The organism is Nocardia sp. NPDC003726 (assembly GCF_053586955.1).
This window is the reverse complement of record NZ_JBSFNF010000005.1, coordinates 231,568-248,197: the sequence shown is the minus strand read 5'-3', so window position 1 is coordinate 248,197 and position 16,630 is coordinate 231,568. Positions and strand designations below refer to the sequence as shown.

Sequence of the window (16,630 nt, the reverse complement as noted above, 5' to 3'; positions counted from 1 at the left end):
GGCAAACTCACTCTCGCTCAGCGCCCGAGACATGAACGGTCAAGGGCGGAAAACCATTGAAGGACACCGACGAATAACTCGCGGTATAGGCGCCGGTGTCGAGGATTCGAACGCGATCACCGGCTCGCAACGTGGTCGGTAGGAGGACTCGCGTGCGTTGATACAGTACATCGTCGCCGTCGCAGGTCGGACCGGCCACCACCGCCTCGTCGACGGGGTCGCCGTCCCGATCCGTGACGAACCGGTAGGCGATGTACTCGTTCTCGGTCTCGGCCATGCCGTTGTAGCGGCCGATGTCGAGATATACCCAGCGCCTGCCGTCCGGCGCGGTGCGGACGCCGACGACCTCGGCGTGAATCGTGCCCGCCGAACCGACCAGCGCCCGGCCCGGTTCGACGACCAATCCGGTGCTCCCGGAAAGGAATTCGGCCGCGGCGTGGTTGACCACCGCGGCGATCTCATCCAGCGCGGGCGCCGGGTCGGCGTAGGAGATCGGCAATCCGCCGCCGATGTTCACCGAGCCGACCGAGATGTCCTTGTCGGCCAGCGCCTCGGCGATCCGGCCCGCCTGTTCGATGCCGATCCGCCACGCGGTGGGGTCCAGTTGCTGCGAGCCAACGTGGAAGTACGGCCCTGCGACCACGAGGCCCAGATCCCTGGCCCGGACCAGCAGCCGGAACGCCTCGCCGGGACTGCAGCCGAACTTCGCGCCGAACGGGGTACGCGACTCCGGGGCCGAGGCGAGGAACCGGCACTCCACCTCCGAGCCCGGCGCGTGCTCGGCGATGCGCAGCAGGTCGTCCTCGGTGTCGAAGGCGAAACGGCGCACCCCGATGGCGTAGGCGCGGGCGATGTGCGCGGCCTTCTTGATCGGGTTGCCGTAGCACAGCCGCTCCGGCGCCACGCCCAGCCCGAGGCACAGGTCGATCTCACCGATGCTCGCGACGTCGAATTCCGCGCCTTCCTCGTCGAGCAGGCGCACGATCTCCGGCACGGGGCTCGCCTTCACGGCGAAACGGATCCTCGTCCGCGCGCCCGTGCCAGGGGACAGGGCGGCCTCGAGCGCGCGGTAATTCCGGCGGACCCGCTCGGGATGGATGACAAGGTACGGCGATTCGGGCATAGTTGATCTTTCGCTTCGGCAGCGGGGGAGAGAGTATCAGCGGCCTCTACCCAGAAACGAATCCGTCGAAACCTGGATTCGCCACCTGATCGCGCAACCCCGTCCTTCCGGTACGAAGAAGCCGCTGACCTGCGGGGACAGGGGGCCGGTACGCGGTGCGGGCTCAGCCGGCGGACACGGTGACGTCGTCGAAGACGACCTCGCCCGCGGCGTCGGACTCGGCGAGATCGACCACCGCGTCGATCGACCAGCCGTGGTCGCCCGCCGGGTCGTCCAGCACCTGCCGCACGTGCCAGAATCCGGGTCTTCGTTCCACTTGGAACAGTTGCGGGCCCCTCGCGTCGGGGCCCGTGCCGATGCGCTCGTATTCCGCGTAGTAGTCCGCGAGCGCTTCCGGCCAGTCCGGGCCGGGGCCGAGTCCGGCCAGCTCGTCCCAGCGCCGCAGCGCCGCCAGTTCGACCCGCCGGAACATCGCGTTGCGCACCATCACCCGGAAGGCGCGTTCGTTCGCCGAGATCGGGCGGACGGTCTCGGCGCCGAACGCGATCTGGTCGGCGTCGGTCTCCGCGCCCGGGTTGGTCAGTTGCTCCCACTCGTCGAGCAGGCTCGAATCGACTTGCCGCACAAGCTCGCCGAGCCACTCGGTGATGTCGTCGAGCTCCTCGGTGCGGGCCGACTCCGGCACGGTGCGCCGCAGCGCGCGATAGGCGTCGGCGAGGTAGCGCAGCACCACGCCCTCGGAGCGGGCCAGCTCGTAGAAGGAGATCAGCTCGGCGAAGGTCATGGCGCGCTCGATCATGTCGCGCACCACCGATTTCGGCGCGGGCGCGAACTCGGAGACCCAGGGATGACCGGCGCGGTAGGTCTCGTAGGCCGGTTCGATCAGCTCGGCCAGCGGCTTGGGCCAGGTCACCTCTTCGAGCAGCTCCATGCGCTCGTCGTAGTCGATGCCGTCGGCCTTCATCTCGGCGATCGCCTCGCCGCGCGCCTTGTGCTGCTGGGCCATCAGCAGCTGGCGCGGATCCTCCAGCGTGGATTCGATGAGCGACACCACGTCGAGGGTATAACTCGGGGACTGTTTGTCCAGCAGGTCCAGCGCGGCCAGTGCGAACGGCGACAGCGGCTGGTCGAGGGCGAAGTCGCGCTGCAGGTCGACGGTGAGGCGGGCGCGACGGCCCTGCGTGTCGGGTTCCGGCAGTTGCTGCACCACCCCCGCATCACGCAGCGCGCGATACAGCCGGATGGCGCGCAGAATGTGCTTGCGCTGGGCGGGACGCGGCTCGTGGTTGTCCTCGAGCAGATGGCGCATAGCGGTGAAGCAGTTCCCCGGCCGGGCGATCACGTTCAGCAGCATGGCGTTGGTGACCGTGAAACGCGACACCATCGGCTCGGGCTGCGCGGCGACCAAGCGGTCGAAGGTCTCCTCGCTCCAGGAGACGAAGCCTTCCGGCGGTTTGCGCCGCTGCACCTTGCGCTGCTTCTTGGGATCGTCGCCCGCCTTGGCCAGCAGGCGGGTGTTCTCCACCTCGTGCTCGGGAGCCTGCACGACGACGGTGCCCATGGTGTCGTAACCCGCCCGGCCCGCGCGGCCGGCGATCTGGTGGAACTCGCGCGCCTTGAGCCTGCGGGTGCGCACGCCGTCGAACTTGGTCAGCCCCGTGAGCAGCACCGTTCGGATGGGCACGTTGATGCCGACGCCGAGGGTGTCGGTGCCGCAGACCACCTTCAGCAGGCCGTCCTGGGCCAAGCGCTCCACCAGCCGCCGGTACTTCGGCAGCATGCCCGCGTGATGCACGCCGATGCCGTGCCGGATCAGCCGCGACAGCGTCTTGCCGAAACCGGCGGCGAACCGGAACTCGCCCAGCGCCTCGGCGATCGCGTCCTTCTCGGCGCGCGTCGCGAAATTCACGCTCGTCAGCGCCTGCGCGCGCTCGAGCGCGGCGGCCTGGGTGAAATGCACGACGTACACCGGGGCCTGGTGGGTGGTGACCAGCTCTTCGAGCGTCTCGGTGATGGGGGTGCGCGCGTAGGAGAAGGTCAGGGGCACGGGGCGCTCGGTGCCCGCGACGATCGCGGTGGAGCGGCCGGTCCTGCGCTCCAAATCACGGGCGAAGAAATCGACCTCCCCGAGGGTGGCCGACATGAGCAGGAACTGGGCGCGGGGAAGCTCCAGCAGCGGGACCTGCCAGGCCCATCCCCGATCGGGGTCGGCATAGAAGTGGAATTCGTCCATCACGACTTGGCCCACATCCGCGTCGGCCCCCTCGCGCAGCGCCAGGTTGGCCAGGATCTCCGCCGTGGCGCAGATGATCGGCGCCTCCGGGTTGACCGCCGCGTCGCCGGTGACCATACCGACGCGTTCGGCCCCGAAGACATCGCAGAGAGCGAAGAACTTCTCGCTCACCAGGGCCTTGATCGGGGCCGTGTAATAAGTGCGCCGTCCTTGGGTGAGGGCGAACAGATGCGCGCCGACCGCGACGAGTGACTTACCGGAACCGGTTGGCGTGGCGAGGATGACGTTGGATCCGGACGCCAACTCGAGCAGCGCCTCGTCCTGCGCGGGGTAGAGCGGGGTGCCCTGCTCGGCGGCCCACATGCCGAACGACTCGTAGAGCGCGTCGGCGTCGGTCCCCGGGATGTCGAGCAGTTCGGTCAGATCCACTCCGACCACCCTACGGCCTCGTCCGCGGGCACGCGTGCAGGGGCGATCCGGATCCGGCGGCCGGGCCGGGTCAGTCCTGATCGCCCTCGTCGTCGCCCTGATAGCGGCTCTGCTCGGCGAGGAAACGCTCGAACTCGGCGCCGAGTTCGTCGCCGCTGGGCAGCTCGCCGTCACCCACCAGCAGGCTCGACTGCCGCTCCTGGGCGGTGACGAAGCTGTCGTACTGCCGCTCCAGCGCGTGCACGACGGTCTCCACCTCGACGTTGCCCGCGATGTGCTCGTTGACCTGTTCGCGCACCCTGGCGGCGGCCTCGCCGAGCGCGGCCAGCGGGAACTCCAGGCCCGCGTTGTCGGCGACGTTCTCCAGCAGTGTCTGCGCGGCCTCCGGATAGGCGGTCTGCGCCAGGTAGTGCGGCACGTGCACCGAGAAGCCGACCGACTCGTGACCGTGCTGCGCCATGCGGAATTCCAGCAGCGACGACGCGCTGCCGGGAACCTGGAGCTCGCCCGGCCACCGCTGGTGCTCGGAGATCAGGTCGCGGTTGGAGGAGTGCGCGGTCACGCCCAGCGGGCGGGTGTGCGGAATCGCCATGGGAATGGCGCTGAGGCCGATGCTGCGCCGCACCCCCAGCTGTTCGGCGAGCAGCCGCACCGCGGTGGTGAACTTCTCCCAGCGTAGGTCCGGCTCCAGGCCCGCGAGCAACAGGAACGGCGTCCCCGCGGTGTCGCGCAGTGCCCAGAGGTTGAGTTCCGGCTCGGCGTAATCGGAAAAATGATCGGTCTTGAACGTCATGAGCGGACGCCGCGACCGGTAGTCCAGCAGCTCGTCCACGTCGAACGAGGCGACCAGCTCGCTTTCCAGACTTTCGCGCAGGTGCGTGGTCGCCAGCCGCACCGCATGCCCTGCGTCGGTGAAACCTTCCAGCCCGTGCACCAGGACCGGGCCCGCGCCGTCGGCGGACGACAGCTGCGGAGCGGGGAACTCCAATTCGTACATTCGCGACTCGTAGTCCATCGCGTACTCCTTCCTGCGCGGCTCCTGCGGCCCGGACATGTGCCTCACGCGCCAGTGTGGTTGCCTGCTCGATCGTTCGCCACTGCTGGTGGCGCTAGACGAGCAGTCGTCCGAACCGGGGACCGTGTCCATTGTCCCCCATACCGTGGCGGCCACCGCGCACGGCCGGACACCGACCCTCACTCCGAGCCAACAGCATCGGTGGGCCGCGCATTCCCGGCCCGGCGGCGTGGCATCGCCGACCGGACCCGGGGAGTACGGCACAGTGGGGGTGTGACCGTGGCGGATTCGAGGCGCGTGCGGCTGGGCCGGGTGGCGCCCGTCGTGTTCGCGATGCTGCTCGCAGGATGCGGGTCGACGGTGCCGGGGCGCCCCGTCTCGTGGGCGCCCACCGCGGTGACCCGGCACGTGAGCGCCGAACTGCCGACTCTGCTGCCGGATCCGGGCCAGTTCCCCGCGCCGTACACGGCGGTGGTGCTGCCCCAGGAGGCGGTGGCCCAGGCGGCGGGTGACCTGGACGGCATGGGCCGCGGCGCGAATGTCCAGCCCAGCCGCTGCGTGCCGCCGCAGCAGGACTTCGGGCCCGATCACACGGCGATGGCGGTCGGCACCGACGACGCGACGCGCGCCACGCTGACCGTCGAATTGACTCGCACCGGCGAGCCGTTGGCCACCCTGCGCGCCCGGCTGGAGCAGTGCGGATCGGTGCGGGTGAACCGGGCGGGCGCCGCCACCACCGTGACGTCCGAGCCGGCCTCGCCGCCGCAGATCGAGGCCGACGACGCCCTTTCACTGCGCAGAACCGTGCGACCGGAGTCGGGTGGCGCCAGGCTGACCCAATCCATGCGCACCCACGTCGCGCAGAAGGGGGACGTGCGAATCTCGGTGACCTACATGTCGTTCGCCGACGGCGAACCGGATACCGCGGCGCTGGACGCTCTGTTCGCCACCGCGGTGCGCAAAGTGCGCGAAAAGTAGCGACGGCACGATAGCAGGAGCCTCCGACACGGGTCACCGGTCCGCCGTTGTGTTCGGTCGATTCGTGCACAGCGCGAAGCGGTCTCCCCAGGGCGGCGGAATCGCCAGGTCGGCGCCGACGACCGGCAGCCGCCGAGTCGCATGGTCGATGCATGACGACTTCCGCGAACCCGTTTCGAACCCCCGAGCCCGTCGATGCCGGACATACCGGCACGGGTGAGGAATCGCCGCCGGACTCAGGCCTCGGCCATCCACCCGGCCGCGATTCTTCCGACGCGGTGCCGGGCGCCGTGCCCGCCGCTATCGGCGCGCCGCACCCGCTTTCGCGCCCGCCGGCGCACGGACCAGGTGCGTGGAACCTCGGGGGACGAACGCGGCACACCCGTTGCCGTGAAGATCCGCCGCAGTTTCACGGTGTTCCGGATCACGTTGTGTGCGTGGACGATCCGGCGGAGTTGATCGCCGCGGTACCGGCGATGCTCGGCTTCACCCCGGAACGGTCGGTGGTTGTGCTCGTCCTGCGGCCCGCCGCGTCCGGCGGTGCGACGGTCGACGCGGTGGTGCGGTTCGATCTGGATTCACCCGGCGGCAGGCGTGTGCGCGGTGCGACGCTGGCGGCCGCGGTCGCGCGGATCTGCGCGCACGACCAAGCGGCCGAGGTCATGGCCGTCGTCGTCGACGAACGCGCCGTCGAGCCGGGCGCCGATCGGTCGGAGTGCGCGACCGGGCGCTTCGACGTGCTGGTCGGCTCGCTCGGCAGGCGGCTCGCGGCGTGCGATATCGCGCTCGCGGGAGTCTGGGCGGTGCGCGCGATCGCCGCCGGTCAGCGCTGGTGGTCCTTGGCGGGACCGCAGCGGCGCGGGGTGCTGCGGGATCCCGCGGCTTCCCTGGTGACCCTGACCCACGTGCTGGACGGCAGGCCGATCCGCGGTTCGCGTGCCGAGCTCACCGATCTGGTCGCGCCGGACCCGCTCGCGCGCGCCGAGGTGGCGGCGCACCTGACGGACGCGCTCGCGCGCGCGGGCGAACGCTATGCGCGCGCCGCGCGTCGTGGCGATCCGATCGGATACAGCAGGCAAGCGCTGGACCATGTGCTGTGGCAGATCGCCAACACCGCATCCGGCGCCGCGCTGTTGGCGCCCGAACTCGCGAACATCGCCGCAGCCCTGCGTGATCGGGCGGTGCGCGACACGATGTTCGCCTTGGCCGTCGGCGACGACGCCGCCGCCGCGGAGGCGGTGTGGGCGGCGCTGACCCGCGCGCTGACCGGCACGGATCGGGCCGAGGCCGCCGCCCTGCTCGGCTACAGCGCTTACGTCCGCTGCGACGGACCGTTGGCCGGCATCGCGCTGGAAGCCGCGCTGGAGGCGGATCCGGGACATCCGATGGCGATGCTGCTCGATACCTCGCTGCGGTTGGGCATGCGCCCGGAACAATTGCGTCGCCTCGCGCACAGCGGCTACCGAACCGCCGCTGGGCTCGGTGTCGATCTCGAGGAACCGACACCGTGAAGCCGGATATGCAGGCCCGCGGCACCGAGGCGGTGGCGGCGCGCAGCGTTACGTCCGAACGTCCGGCGCTGCGGCTCCGGAGCGCTCATGTCGTCGCGGCGGCCCGAGTCGGTGCGGGGCCGACTCGGGCAGTACGCGGATTATTTCGCGCTGTGCGCGCGGGAGCCGAGCGATCGCAGAAACGCCCAGGCGTCGGTGACGATCTCGTCGAGATCGTTGTGCTCGGGCCGCCAGCCGAGTTCGGCGATGGCCCGTTCGCTGGACGCGATGAGCGTCGCCGGGTCGCCGGGACGGCGGGGCGCGTCCTGCGCGGCGATCGGCAGCCCGGTGACGCGCTCGCACGCCGAGATCACCTCGCGAACCGAGAATCCCGTGCCGCTGCCGAGGTTGTAGATCCGATGGGCGCCCGGCTCCGCGGTCGCCAGAGCCAGCAGATGGGCCTGAGCGAGGTCGCGGATGTGGATGTAGTCGCGAACCGCGGTGCCGTCGGCGGTGGGCCAATCGGTGCCGAAAACCGAGATCGCCTTGCGATGCCCGGCCGCCACCTGCAGAACCAGCGGGATGAGATGTGTTTCCACGACACGGTTCTCACCGAGGCCGCCATAAGCGCCCGCGACGTTGAAGTAGCGCAGGCTGGTCGCCGCCAGCCCGTGTGCGACCGCGTAGGAGGTGATGGCATGGTCCATGGCCAGCTTCGACGCGCCGTACGGATTGGTCGGGCGCGTCGGGGCATCTTCGGTGATCGGCACCCGCTCCGGCTCCCCGTAGACCGCGGCGGTGGAGGAGAAGACCAGTCGCGGCGTTCCCGTGCGCCGCATCGCCTCCAGCAGTTCGAAGGTCTTCACGACATTGCCGTGCCAATACTTCTCCGGCTGCTGCACCGACTCGCCGACCAGCGACTGCGCCGCGAAATGCAGCACGCCGTCGAAGGGTTCTGCGGCCAGCAGTTCGGGCGCGGCGACGGCCACGTCGCCCTGCACGAACCGGGCGCCGGATGGCACACCGTCGGCATTGCCGGTGGACAGATCGTCGACCACGACCACGTCGTGGCCGGATTCCAGCAGGACCTTCGCGCAGACGCCGCCGACGTAACCTGCGCCACCCGTGACGAGAAGTTTCATGGGTCAGGCCAGCTTCACCTGAACGGCGTGCGCCATCTCGTCGGGCAGTTCGAAGCCGTCGTGGCCGGGCACGGTGATGATCACCGAACCCTGCTTCGTCTCCACCGTGACGCGGGCGTCGGGCACCACGCCCGCCTCGCGCAGGCGGCCGATGACCTCCGGGTCGGTCTGGATGTGCTCGGCGAGCCTGCGCACGACGACGGCGTGCCGCTGGCCGTGCGGCAGGTCGGACAGGCGCAGCAGCGTCTCGTCGGCGGTCACCGGCGGAATGATGCCCAGTTCGTCCAGGCCGGGGATGGGGTTGCCGTACGGGGAGGTGGTGGGGTGGTTGAGCACCTCGACCAGACGTCGCTCGACGTCCTCGCTCATCACGTGCTCCCAGCGACAGGCCTCCGCGTGCACGTTCTGCCAGTCCAGGCCGATGATGTCGACGAGAAGCCGTTCGGCCAGCCGGTGCTTGCGCATGACCGCGACGGCCATGCTGCGCCCCTTCTCGGTCAGCTCCAGATGACGGTCGCCGGCGACCAGCAGCAGACCGTCACGTTCCATGCGCGCGACGGTCTGGCTCACGGTGGGACCACTCTGTTCGAGGCGCTCGGCGATCCGGGCGCGCAGGGGCACCACGCCCTCCTCCTCGAGGTCGTAGATGGTACGGAGATACATCTCCGTGGTGTCGACCAGATCCTTCACCTGTTACCCCTTCGTCGGCACGAATTCTACCCACGCACGACGGCACCCCCGTGTGCCGGATCGTGCCGCTCCACGCTGCGCACGACACCTCCGGCGACATCGCGGGAACCCGATCGGCGCACGGCAGGCGGCCGTGAGCGTACTTTCTTGTATTTGTACTGCATAGGAACGTTTCGCGGGGTTCCTTGCTTCCCGCTAGCGTTGCGATCATGGCCACTGCACCGCGCGGCGAACCTCGGGCGCCGATTCCGCTCGGAACGAGCCGCACCGGAACCGTCGTCTGGAGCGAGCGGTTCCTGGATTATCGCTGGACTCCGGAGCACCCGATGCAGCCGGCGCGGCTGAAGTTCACCATGGCGCTGGCGGCGAGTCTCGGCTTGCTCGACGGCGTCGAAGTGCTCGAACCCGCCGCGGCCGACCGTCAGGATCTGCTGCGCATCCACACCCCCGACTACCTCGACGCGGTCGAACGCGCCGTGCCGCCGATGGGTTCGCCCGCCGCGCCGCCCTACGGCCTCGGTTCCCCGGACAATCCGGTGTTCCCCCGCATGCACCAGGCCGCGTCCACCATCGTCGGTGGCACCCTCGCCGCGGCGAGGGAGATCGCCGAGGGCCGCGCCACGCGAGCGGTGAGCATCGGCGGTGGCATGCATCACGCCATGGCCGATTCGGCGGCGGGCTTCTGCGTGTACAACGATCCGGCGGTGGCCATTTCCTGGCTGCTCGACCACGGATTCGACCGCATCGCCTACATCGACGTGGACGTGCACCACGGCGACGGCGTGCAACGGGCCTTCTACGCCGACCCGCGGGTGCTGACCATCTCGCTGCACCAGCATCCGGCCACCCTGTGGCCCAACACCGGTTGGCCCGAGGAGACGGGCGTGGGCGCGGCGGAGGGCACCTCGATCAACCTGCCGTTGTTGCCCGGTACCCGGGACGCGCAGTGGCTGCGCGGTTTCCACGCCGTGGTCCCGGGCGCGGTGGCCGCGTTCGGCCCGCAGATCGTGGTCAGCCAGTGCGGGGTGGACAGCCATCGCGAAGATCCGCTGGCCGACCTGGAACTGACCGTCGACGGACAGCGCGCGGCCTTCCGCGCCATGCGCGAGCTCGCCGACCGTTATGCCGAGGGCCGCTGGCTGGCCGTGGGCGGTGGCGGATACGGATTGGTCCGGGTGGTGCCGCGGGCCTGGACCCACCTGCTGGCCACCGCGCTGGACCGCACCATCGACCCCGCGACGGCGATCCCACCGGACTGGAGCGACATGATCCGCGCGGCGGCGCCGAGGGCGGACCCGCCCCTCACCATGGGCGACGGCGGTGACGTCGCCTACCGTCCATGGGACGGCCCCGGCGGCACCGGTGAGACCGGTGACGCGCGGGTCGATCGCGCCCAGCGTGCCGTCGACACGGCCGTGCTGGCCACCCGCCGAGCGACTTTCGGGTTGCTGGGTCTGGACCCGGAGGATCCTCGTGACTGACTTCCCCGATACCGCGGACACTCCCGCCGCCCCGCCCCCGCCGCCGCAACACTGGTTCGCCGACGTGCTCGCCTCCGACGGTGGGGTCGTCCGGCTGCGCCCGATCATTCCCGACGATGCCGAGCGGCTGCAGGAGTTCCACGGGGCGCTGTCGGATCGCACGAGGTATCTGCGGTATTTCGGGCCGTATCCGCGCATCTCGCCGAAGGACCTGTATCGCACCACCCATGTCGACTATCACGACCGGGTCGGCCTGGTGCTGGAACTGGGCGAGGCGATCGTGGCGGTGGGCCGCTACGAACTGCTGGAACGGGACGGACCGCGGGCGGCGGAGGTCGCGTTCGTGGTCGCGGACGGCCATCAAGGCCGCGGGCTCGGCTCGATCCTGCTGGAGCATCTGGCCGGCGCCGCCGCCGAGAACAAGATCGAGACCTTCGTCGCCGAGGTGCTCGCGGAGAACACCGTGATGGTGACGGTCTTCCGGGACGCGGGCTATCAGGTCGAGCGCAGCCGGGACGGGTCGGTCCTGCATCTCGAGTTCGCCATCGACCCCACCGAAGCCCTGCTGTCGGTGCGCGATTCGCGCGAACGGGCGTCGGAGGCGCGCAGCGTGGGCAACCTGCTCACGCCGCGGTCGGTGGCGGTGATCGGCGCCACCCCCGCGACCGGGCGGGTCGGCGGGGCGGTGCTGGCGAATCTGCTGTCGGGCCTGTTCCAGGGGCCGGTGTTCCCGGTGAACCCGAACCGCAAGTCGGTGCGCGGGGTACGGGCATACGCGACGGTCAGGGAGATTCCCGACGAGGTCGATCTCGCCGTGGTGGCGGTGCCGCCCGCGGCGATCGGGTCGGTGCTCGACGACTGTATGGCCAAGGGCGTCAAAGGACTCGTGGTGCTCACCGCGGGCTTCGGCGAGACCGGTGAACAGGGGCTGGCGGCCGAACGCGAACTCGTGGCGGCCGCTCGTGGTCACGGCATGCGTGTGGTCGGGCCGAGCGCGCTCGGCATCGCGAACACCGACCCGGCGGTCGCCATGAACGCGACGCTCGCCACGGTGTTGCCCGGTCGCGGACGAATCGGATTCTTCTGCCAGTCCGGGCCGTTGGGCGCGGCCATTCTGGGGGAGGCCGCTGCCCGCAATCTCGGTTTGTCGACATTCGTATCGGCTGGAAACCGCGCCGACGTCTCCGGTAACGACCTGTTGCAGTACTGGGACAGCGATCCGGACACCGATGTGGTGCTGCTGTACCTGGAAAGTTTCGGCAATCCACGCAAGTTCTCCCGGATCGCGCGCCGGGTGGCGCGGACGAAGCCGATCGTCGCGGTGAGCAGCGGCCGCTCGGTCGCCCAGCCCGCGGGGGACATGGATCGTTCGATCGTGCGGGACCTGTTCGCCCAGGCCGGAATCGTCCAGGTCGACTCGATCTCCGAACTGTTCGACTGCGCCGCTCTGCTCGGCTATCAGCCGTTGCCGCGCGGCTCGCGGCTGACGGTGGTCGGCAACAGCACGGCGCTGAACTGGCTTGCCGTCGACGCGGCCCAGGGGGAAGGCCTCGAGGTCGGTGAGCCGATCAACCTCGGCCCGCAGGCGACGCCGGGCGCGTATCTGGACGCCTTGGTCGCGGCGCTGCGCTCGGACGAGACAGACGCCGTGATCGTCGTTTTCGCCCCTCCGGTGCCGCTGCCGACCGCGGGATTCGCCGACGCGATCCGGGCGGCGGCCGCTGCGGTGCCCGAGGCGACGAAGCCGATTCTCACCACGTTCGTCGCCGAGCAGGGCATTCCGAACCTGCTCGCGGTGCGCGGTCCCGGCGCCACGGCGGCGCACGGTTCCATCCCGTCGTATCCGGATCCGGAACGCGCGGCCCGGGCGCTGGCCAGGGTGCGGCGATACGCCGAGTGGCGAACCAAGCCGGTCTCGCCGGTGGTGCGTCCGGAAGGCATCGACACCGACCGCGCGCGCCGATTGGTTGCCGGCTGGATGGCCGGCTCGGGCGGTCGCCGGCTCACCGATCTGGAGACGGTGGAACTGCTCGCCTGCTACGGCATTTCGGTCGTCGAGTTCCGCGAGGTGCGCAGCGCGGAGGAGGCGGTGGCGGCCGCGGAAGAACTCGGCTATCCGGTGGCGGCCAAGGCGACGGGTGAATTGTGGCGGCGAAGACCGGATCTCACCGGCGTCCGCCTCGATCTGTGGCGACCGGAAGCGGTCCGGCAGGGATACGCGGATCTGGCGGAGCTGTGCGGTGATCCGGTGCTGCATATCCAGAGGATGGCCACCAAAGGCGTCGGCTGCATCCTGCGCGTGCAGGACGACCCGTCGTTCGGCTCGGTGATCGAATTCGGCCTGTCAGGCCTGATCATCGAGTTGCTCGGCGACCGCGCCTACCGCGCGCTGCCGTTGACCGCCGATGAGGCGACGGCCCTGATCGACGCGCCGCGGGCCGCGCCGTTGCTGTCGGGCACTCCGGCGAGCCCGCGCGTGGACAAAGCCGCGCTCGCCGAACTGGCGCAGCGCATTTCGGCCCTGTTCGACGACCTGCCGGAGATGCGGGAACTGGCCTTCGATCCGGTGCTGGCCTCGCCGACCTCCGCGGAGATCCTCTACGCGCGCGCCCGTATCGGTCCGGAGCCCAGCCGTTTCGACACCGGTCCGCGCCGACTGGGTTGAGCCTGGGGATCGACCGGGCGAACTGCCCCGAGTATGGCGCGGGTGCGACATCGGCTCGCACACGTCACAGCGGAGCGGTCCGATAACGGGCGATCGCCGATGCCGCGATCTGAAGGATGGCACGTTCGTCCGAAAGAAAGGCCTGCTCGCCATGAAGATTCGCAGTGTTGCCCTCTTGTCGCTGCTCGCGGCGGCGCTCACCGCGTGTTCCGTCAGCGTCGGCACTCCGAAAGTCCAGGAGGCCGACTTGGAGAAGTCGGTCAAGAACTCGCTCAGCGAGAAGGTCGGTCAGGAACCCGACGCGATCGACTGCCCCGGCGATCTCACCGGCAAAGAGGGAACCACCATGCGCTGCACGCTCACCGCGGGCGGGGACACCCTCGGTGTGCTGCTGACGGTGACCTCCGTCGAGGGCGACACCGTGAAGTACGACATCGCGGTGGACCAGAGCTGAGGCCGAGAAGGATGTAAGCGGGGGATACGACACCGCCGACCGGCTCGCGCGACGCCCGGAGGGGACGGGCACGCGCGCATACCGGTCGGCGCGGGAAGGTGACCCCGGCGGAAGGGTCACCGAGCCGAACGCCGGCGCTGTCTCGAGACGGCCGGCGCCGGACGGTCAGCTGGCGTAAGCGCGGAGCCGGTCGGCCCGCTCGCCCTTGCGCAGCTTCGCCATGACTTCACGTTCGATCTGACGCACCCGCTCGCGGGAGAGACCGAAGAGCTTGCCGATCTGGTCCAACGTGCGCGGCTGGCCGTCGTCCAAGCCGAAACGCAACCGGATGACCTGCTGTTCGCGCTCGTCGAGGGTGGCGAGCACGCTGCGCACATCGTGGTGCAGCAGGCCGGCGATGACCGCGGACTCGGCCGAGGTGGCCTCGGAGTCTTCGATGAAATCGCCCAGCGGGGCCTCTTCGTCGTTGCCGACCGGCATGTCCAGGCTCACCGGGTCGCGGCTGTGGTCGAGCAGATCGGAGATCTTGTCGACCGGAATGCCGGATTCGGTGGCCAGTTCCTCGTCGGTGGCCTCGCGGCCCAGCTGCTGATGCAGTTCGCGCTTGATCCTGGCCAGCTTGTTCACCTGCTCGACGAGGTGGACGGGCAGGCGGATGGTGCGACTCTGATCGGCCATGCCGCGCGTGATGGCCTGCCGGATCCACCAGGTGGCGTAGGTGGAGAACTTGAAGCCCTTGGCGTAGTCGAACTTCTCCATGGCCCGGATCAACCCGAGGTTGCCCTCTTGGATCAGGTCCAGCAGCGGCATGCCGCGGCCGGTGTACCGCTTGGCGAGCGAGACAACAAGGCGCAGGTTGGCTTCGAGCAGATGCGACCGGGCGGCCTGGCCGTCGCGCACGATGATCGCCAGATCACGCTTGCGGGACGCGGACAGTCGCTTGCCGGTCTCCAGCAGGTACTGCGCGTAGAGGCCCGCCTCGATGCGCTTGGCCAGCTCGACCTCGTCGGCAGCGGTGAGCAGTGCGGTGCGGCCGATCCCGTTCAGGTACACACGTACCAGGTCGGCGGCAGGGCTCTGAGCGTCGAGGTCCGAATCGCTGGTGCGCACACGAGTGGTGGCGGGGCTTGTCATGACTTGCCTCCTGTCGGTGGTGTCTCACTCCGATAAACGGACCCGACAGGGAGAAAGTTCCCCGTTACGGCTGGCATAAACCGCTCTGATCAGCGGTTTTCGCCCCTCTCGTCTGAGAAGTTCCTGAGAAGCGCCGCAGCGCGGGGACGATCCCCGGCCAGGACCTGCACCGGCCGGCGCGCGGCTGCCGTTGCCTCACACGGGCTTGATCAATCCGTGCCGTACCAGCCCGGTGACCACGGACAACGCGTCGGCGGCGAACTCGGCGCCCACCTCGTCGGATCCGTGGGCGAGCGCCAGCAGTTCGATCAGCTCGTACAACGGCAGGCCTTCGGGACGCATTCCCGCCAGCAGCGAGATCGTGGTCTCATCCACTTCGTGCTGCCAGCGGGGGCCGTCACCGCGATGCAGCCGCGCCACCTGGGGCGCCCACCCCTCGGCGCCGTGCAGGTACACCCGCTCCAGCGCGGTCGCCGGGTCCACGGCGAAACGCGAAGACCAGGCGAGATTTTCGTCACCGGCGACGGCTCGCAACCAGGCCGAGCGCTCGAAGTACCGGATGGCCTCCGCCCCGAGCGGATCGTCGAAGCCGTGGGTGAGGTCCTCGGCGAGCAGTTCGGTCCGGCCGTCGATGGCGCGCAGGTAGACGAATCCGAATCCGATCCCCGCCACGTCGGCGGCCTCGAAGGCGTCCAGCCAGCGCTCCGCGCGGGCCTGCGCGGCGGGATCGCGCGGGTCGGCGCCCGCGTCGCGCAGCCAGGTGCCCACGTACAGGGCCGGGTCGGCCACATCGCGTTGCACCACCCAGGCGTCCACACCGTGCGCGGGCAACCAGGACGAGACACGTGCGCGCCAATCCTCGCCGTCGACATGGACCCACGCGGCGAGCATCGCGGCGGTGCCGCCGGGGGCGAGCAGGTCGGCGGCCTGCGAGATGACCAACTCGCTCGCGCCATCGAGCGCGAGACCGGAATCGCGATAGGTGTGCTCGACCCGGCCCGGACCCACCACGAAGGGCGGATTCGCCACCACTTGGTCGAAGCGCCTGCCCCGCACCGGTTCGAACCAGGAGCCCTCCACCAGCTCGATGTCCAGCTCGTTGAGCGCCGCGGTGGCCTCGGCCAGCCACAACGCGCGGGGGTTGACGTCGGTGGCGGTCACCCGCCGCGCGTAGGAGGCGGCGTGCACCGCCTGCACGCCGCACCCGGTGCCGAGGTCGAGCACCGTGCCCACCGGCCGGGTGGGCGTGGCGCGCAGCAGCGAGAGGGAGGCGTGGCCGACGCCGAGGACGTGATCCTCGGTCAGCGTGCGCCGCCGCATCGAGTCGTCGAGGTCGGACAGGACCCACCGCGTCCCCGCGCCCGCGTCCAGCGGCCGCAGGTCGAGCGCCGCACGCACTTCGTCGCCGTCGCGCTCCAGCAGGCCGGCGGCGACCGCGCGGTCGATGTCCACGGGTGCCAGCGCGACGGCCACCTCCCGCTCCGGCAGCGCGTCGCCGAGCAGCAACAGGCGGATGAGGGTGCCGAGCTCGCCGGCCGCGCGGGCCGCCCTGCGCACGGGCACGGGCTCCGACCGGCCCAGTGCCGCGTGTGCGTCGCCGAGCACCGCGAGCAGGGTGTCGGCGTCGTAGCCCGCCCGCACGAGCGCGGTCCGCAGATCCGGGCACAAGGCGGTGAGCAGCGATCCGGTGGTCATCGATCGGTTCGTAGGCACACCGGTACTCTGCCACCGCGACCGCCGGACGCGAGTCGGACGCCCGCTGTGTCACGGCGCCGCGATGACTCCGTGGCCGCCGG

At 70.2% G+C, this 16,630-nt stretch carries 12 protein-coding genes; 5 read left to right on the top strand and 7 right to left on the bottom strand.

Translation table 11 applies throughout. From position 1 onward, the window contains the following. Window positions 1-7: 7 nt before the first annotated feature. The 3 genes from ACWDMM_RS09375 to ACWDMM_RS09365 all read right to left on the bottom strand — a co-directional run bounded on the left by ACWDMM_RS09375 (window position 8) and on the right by ACWDMM_RS09365 (window position 4,800). Window positions 8-1,123: a type III PLP-dependent enzyme gene (locus ACWDMM_RS09375; protein WP_195082198.1), complete on the bottom strand. Its 1,116-nt coding sequence runs from the start codon at window positions 1,121-1,123 to the stop codon at window positions 8-10. 163 nt (window positions 1,124-1,286) lie between these two features. Next, entirely contained in the window at window positions 1,287-3,785 is a 2,499-nt protein-coding gene (locus tag ACWDMM_RS09370) for a DEAD/DEAH box helicase (protein ID WP_195082199.1), read from the bottom strand. A 70-nt stretch (window positions 3,786-3,855) separates the two neighbouring features. Beyond that, window positions 3,856-4,800, bottom strand: coding sequence for a PAC2 family protein (locus ACWDMM_RS09365; protein ID WP_195082200.1), 945 nt, complete (start codon window positions 4,798-4,800; stop codon window positions 3,856-3,858). A 273-nt stretch (window positions 4,801-5,073) separates the two neighbouring features. On the opposite strand from ACWDMM_RS09365, the gene ACWDMM_RS09360 reads away from it, so the two are divergent. Further along, window positions 5,074-5,778 (top strand): sensor domain-containing protein, encoded by a 705-nt coding sequence (locus ACWDMM_RS09360; RefSeq protein ID WP_323124433.1) that lies wholly within the window; start codon window positions 5,074-5,076, stop codon window positions 5,776-5,778. Between the two features lie 437 nt (window positions 5,779-6,215). Then, window positions 6,216-7,289: a DUF4192 domain-containing protein gene (locus ACWDMM_RS09355; RefSeq protein WP_449936841.1), complete on the top strand. Its 1,074-nt coding sequence runs from the start codon at window positions 6,216-6,218 to the stop codon at window positions 7,287-7,289. A gap of 140 nt (window positions 7,290-7,429) precedes the next feature. On the opposite strand, the gene galE is transcribed toward ACWDMM_RS09355, so the two are convergent. Next, on the bottom strand, window positions 7,430-8,410 hold the full coding sequence (galE, locus tag ACWDMM_RS09350; protein WP_195082203.1) for a UDP-glucose 4-epimerase GalE: 981 nt from the start codon (window positions 8,408-8,410) through the stop codon (window positions 7,430-7,432). 3 nt (window positions 8,411-8,413) lie between these two features. Beyond that, a complete protein-coding gene (locus tag ACWDMM_RS09345) occupies window positions 8,414-9,100 on the bottom strand; it encodes a metal-dependent transcriptional regulator (RefSeq protein WP_195082204.1) in 687 nt (228 codons plus the stop codon). 209 nt (window positions 9,101-9,309) lie between these two features. Between ACWDMM_RS09345 and ACWDMM_RS09340 the strand changes: the two genes are divergently transcribed. From ACWDMM_RS09340 to ACWDMM_RS09330, 3 genes are all read left to right on the top strand, one after another. Then, window positions 9,310-10,581: an acetoin utilization protein AcuC gene (locus ACWDMM_RS09340; RefSeq protein ID WP_357108005.1), complete on the top strand. Its 1,272-nt coding sequence runs from the start codon at window positions 9,310-9,312 to the stop codon at window positions 10,579-10,581. Then, the gene (locus ACWDMM_RS09335; protein WP_357108002.1) at window positions 10,574-13,246 is read left to right on the top strand and encodes a bifunctional acetate--CoA ligase family protein/GNAT family N-acetyltransferase; all 2,673 of its coding nucleotides are present in this window, start codon (window positions 10,574-10,576) and stop codon (window positions 13,244-13,246) included. The genes ACWDMM_RS09340 and ACWDMM_RS09335 overlap by 8 nt, the downstream gene beginning before the upstream one ends. A gap of 151 nt (window positions 13,247-13,397) precedes the next feature. Continuing rightward, window positions 13,398-13,700 carry a DUF4333 domain-containing protein gene (locus tag ACWDMM_RS09330; protein WP_195082207.1) on the top strand — a complete coding sequence of 101 codons (303 nt, stop codon included), beginning with the start codon at window positions 13,398-13,400 and terminating at the stop codon, window positions 13,698-13,700. A 165-nt stretch (window positions 13,701-13,865) separates the two neighbouring features. Here the strand turns inward: ACWDMM_RS09330 and ACWDMM_RS09325 are convergent, their stop codons facing one another. Together ACWDMM_RS09325 and ACWDMM_RS09320 are read right to left on the bottom strand one after the other, a co-directional pair. Continuing rightward, window positions 13,866-14,834: a sigma-70 family RNA polymerase sigma factor gene (locus ACWDMM_RS09325; RefSeq protein ID WP_063021056.1), complete on the bottom strand. Its 969-nt coding sequence runs from the start codon at window positions 14,832-14,834 to the stop codon at window positions 13,866-13,868. 195 nt (window positions 14,835-15,029) lie between these two features. Next, complete coding sequence (locus ACWDMM_RS09320) at window positions 15,030-16,529, bottom strand: DUF7782 domain-containing protein (protein ID WP_449936837.1); 1,500 nt, start codon at window positions 16,527-16,529, stop codon at window positions 15,030-15,032. Window positions 16,530-16,630: the final 101 nt, after the last annotated feature.

Coding starts and splice junctions, on each gene's coding strand:
- ACWDMM_RS09325 (WP_063021056.1), bottom strand. CDS start 14,834: ATGACAAGCCCCGCCACCACTCGTGTGCGCACCAGCGATTCGGACCTC.
- ACWDMM_RS09330 (WP_195082207.1), top strand. CDS start 13,398: ATGAAGATTCGCAGTGTTGCCCTCTTGTCGCTGCTCGCGGCGGCGCTC.
- ACWDMM_RS09365 (WP_195082200.1), bottom strand. CDS start 4,800: ATGGACTACGAGTCGCGAATGTACGAATTGGAGTTCCCCGCTCCGCAG.
- ACWDMM_RS09375 (WP_195082198.1), bottom strand. CDS start 1,123: ATGCCCGAATCGCCGTACCTTGTCATCCATCCCGAGCGGGTCCGCCGG.
- ACWDMM_RS09340 (WP_357108005.1), top strand. CDS start 9,310: ATGGCCACTGCACCGCGCGGCGAACCTCGGGCGCCGATTCCGCTCGGA.
- galE (WP_195082203.1), bottom strand. CDS start 8,410: ATGAAACTTCTCGTCACGGGTGGCGCAGGTTACGTCGGCGGCGTCTGC.
- ACWDMM_RS09320 (WP_449936837.1), bottom strand. CDS start 16,529: ATGACCACCGGATCGCTGCTCACCGCCTTGTGCCCGGATCTGCGGACC.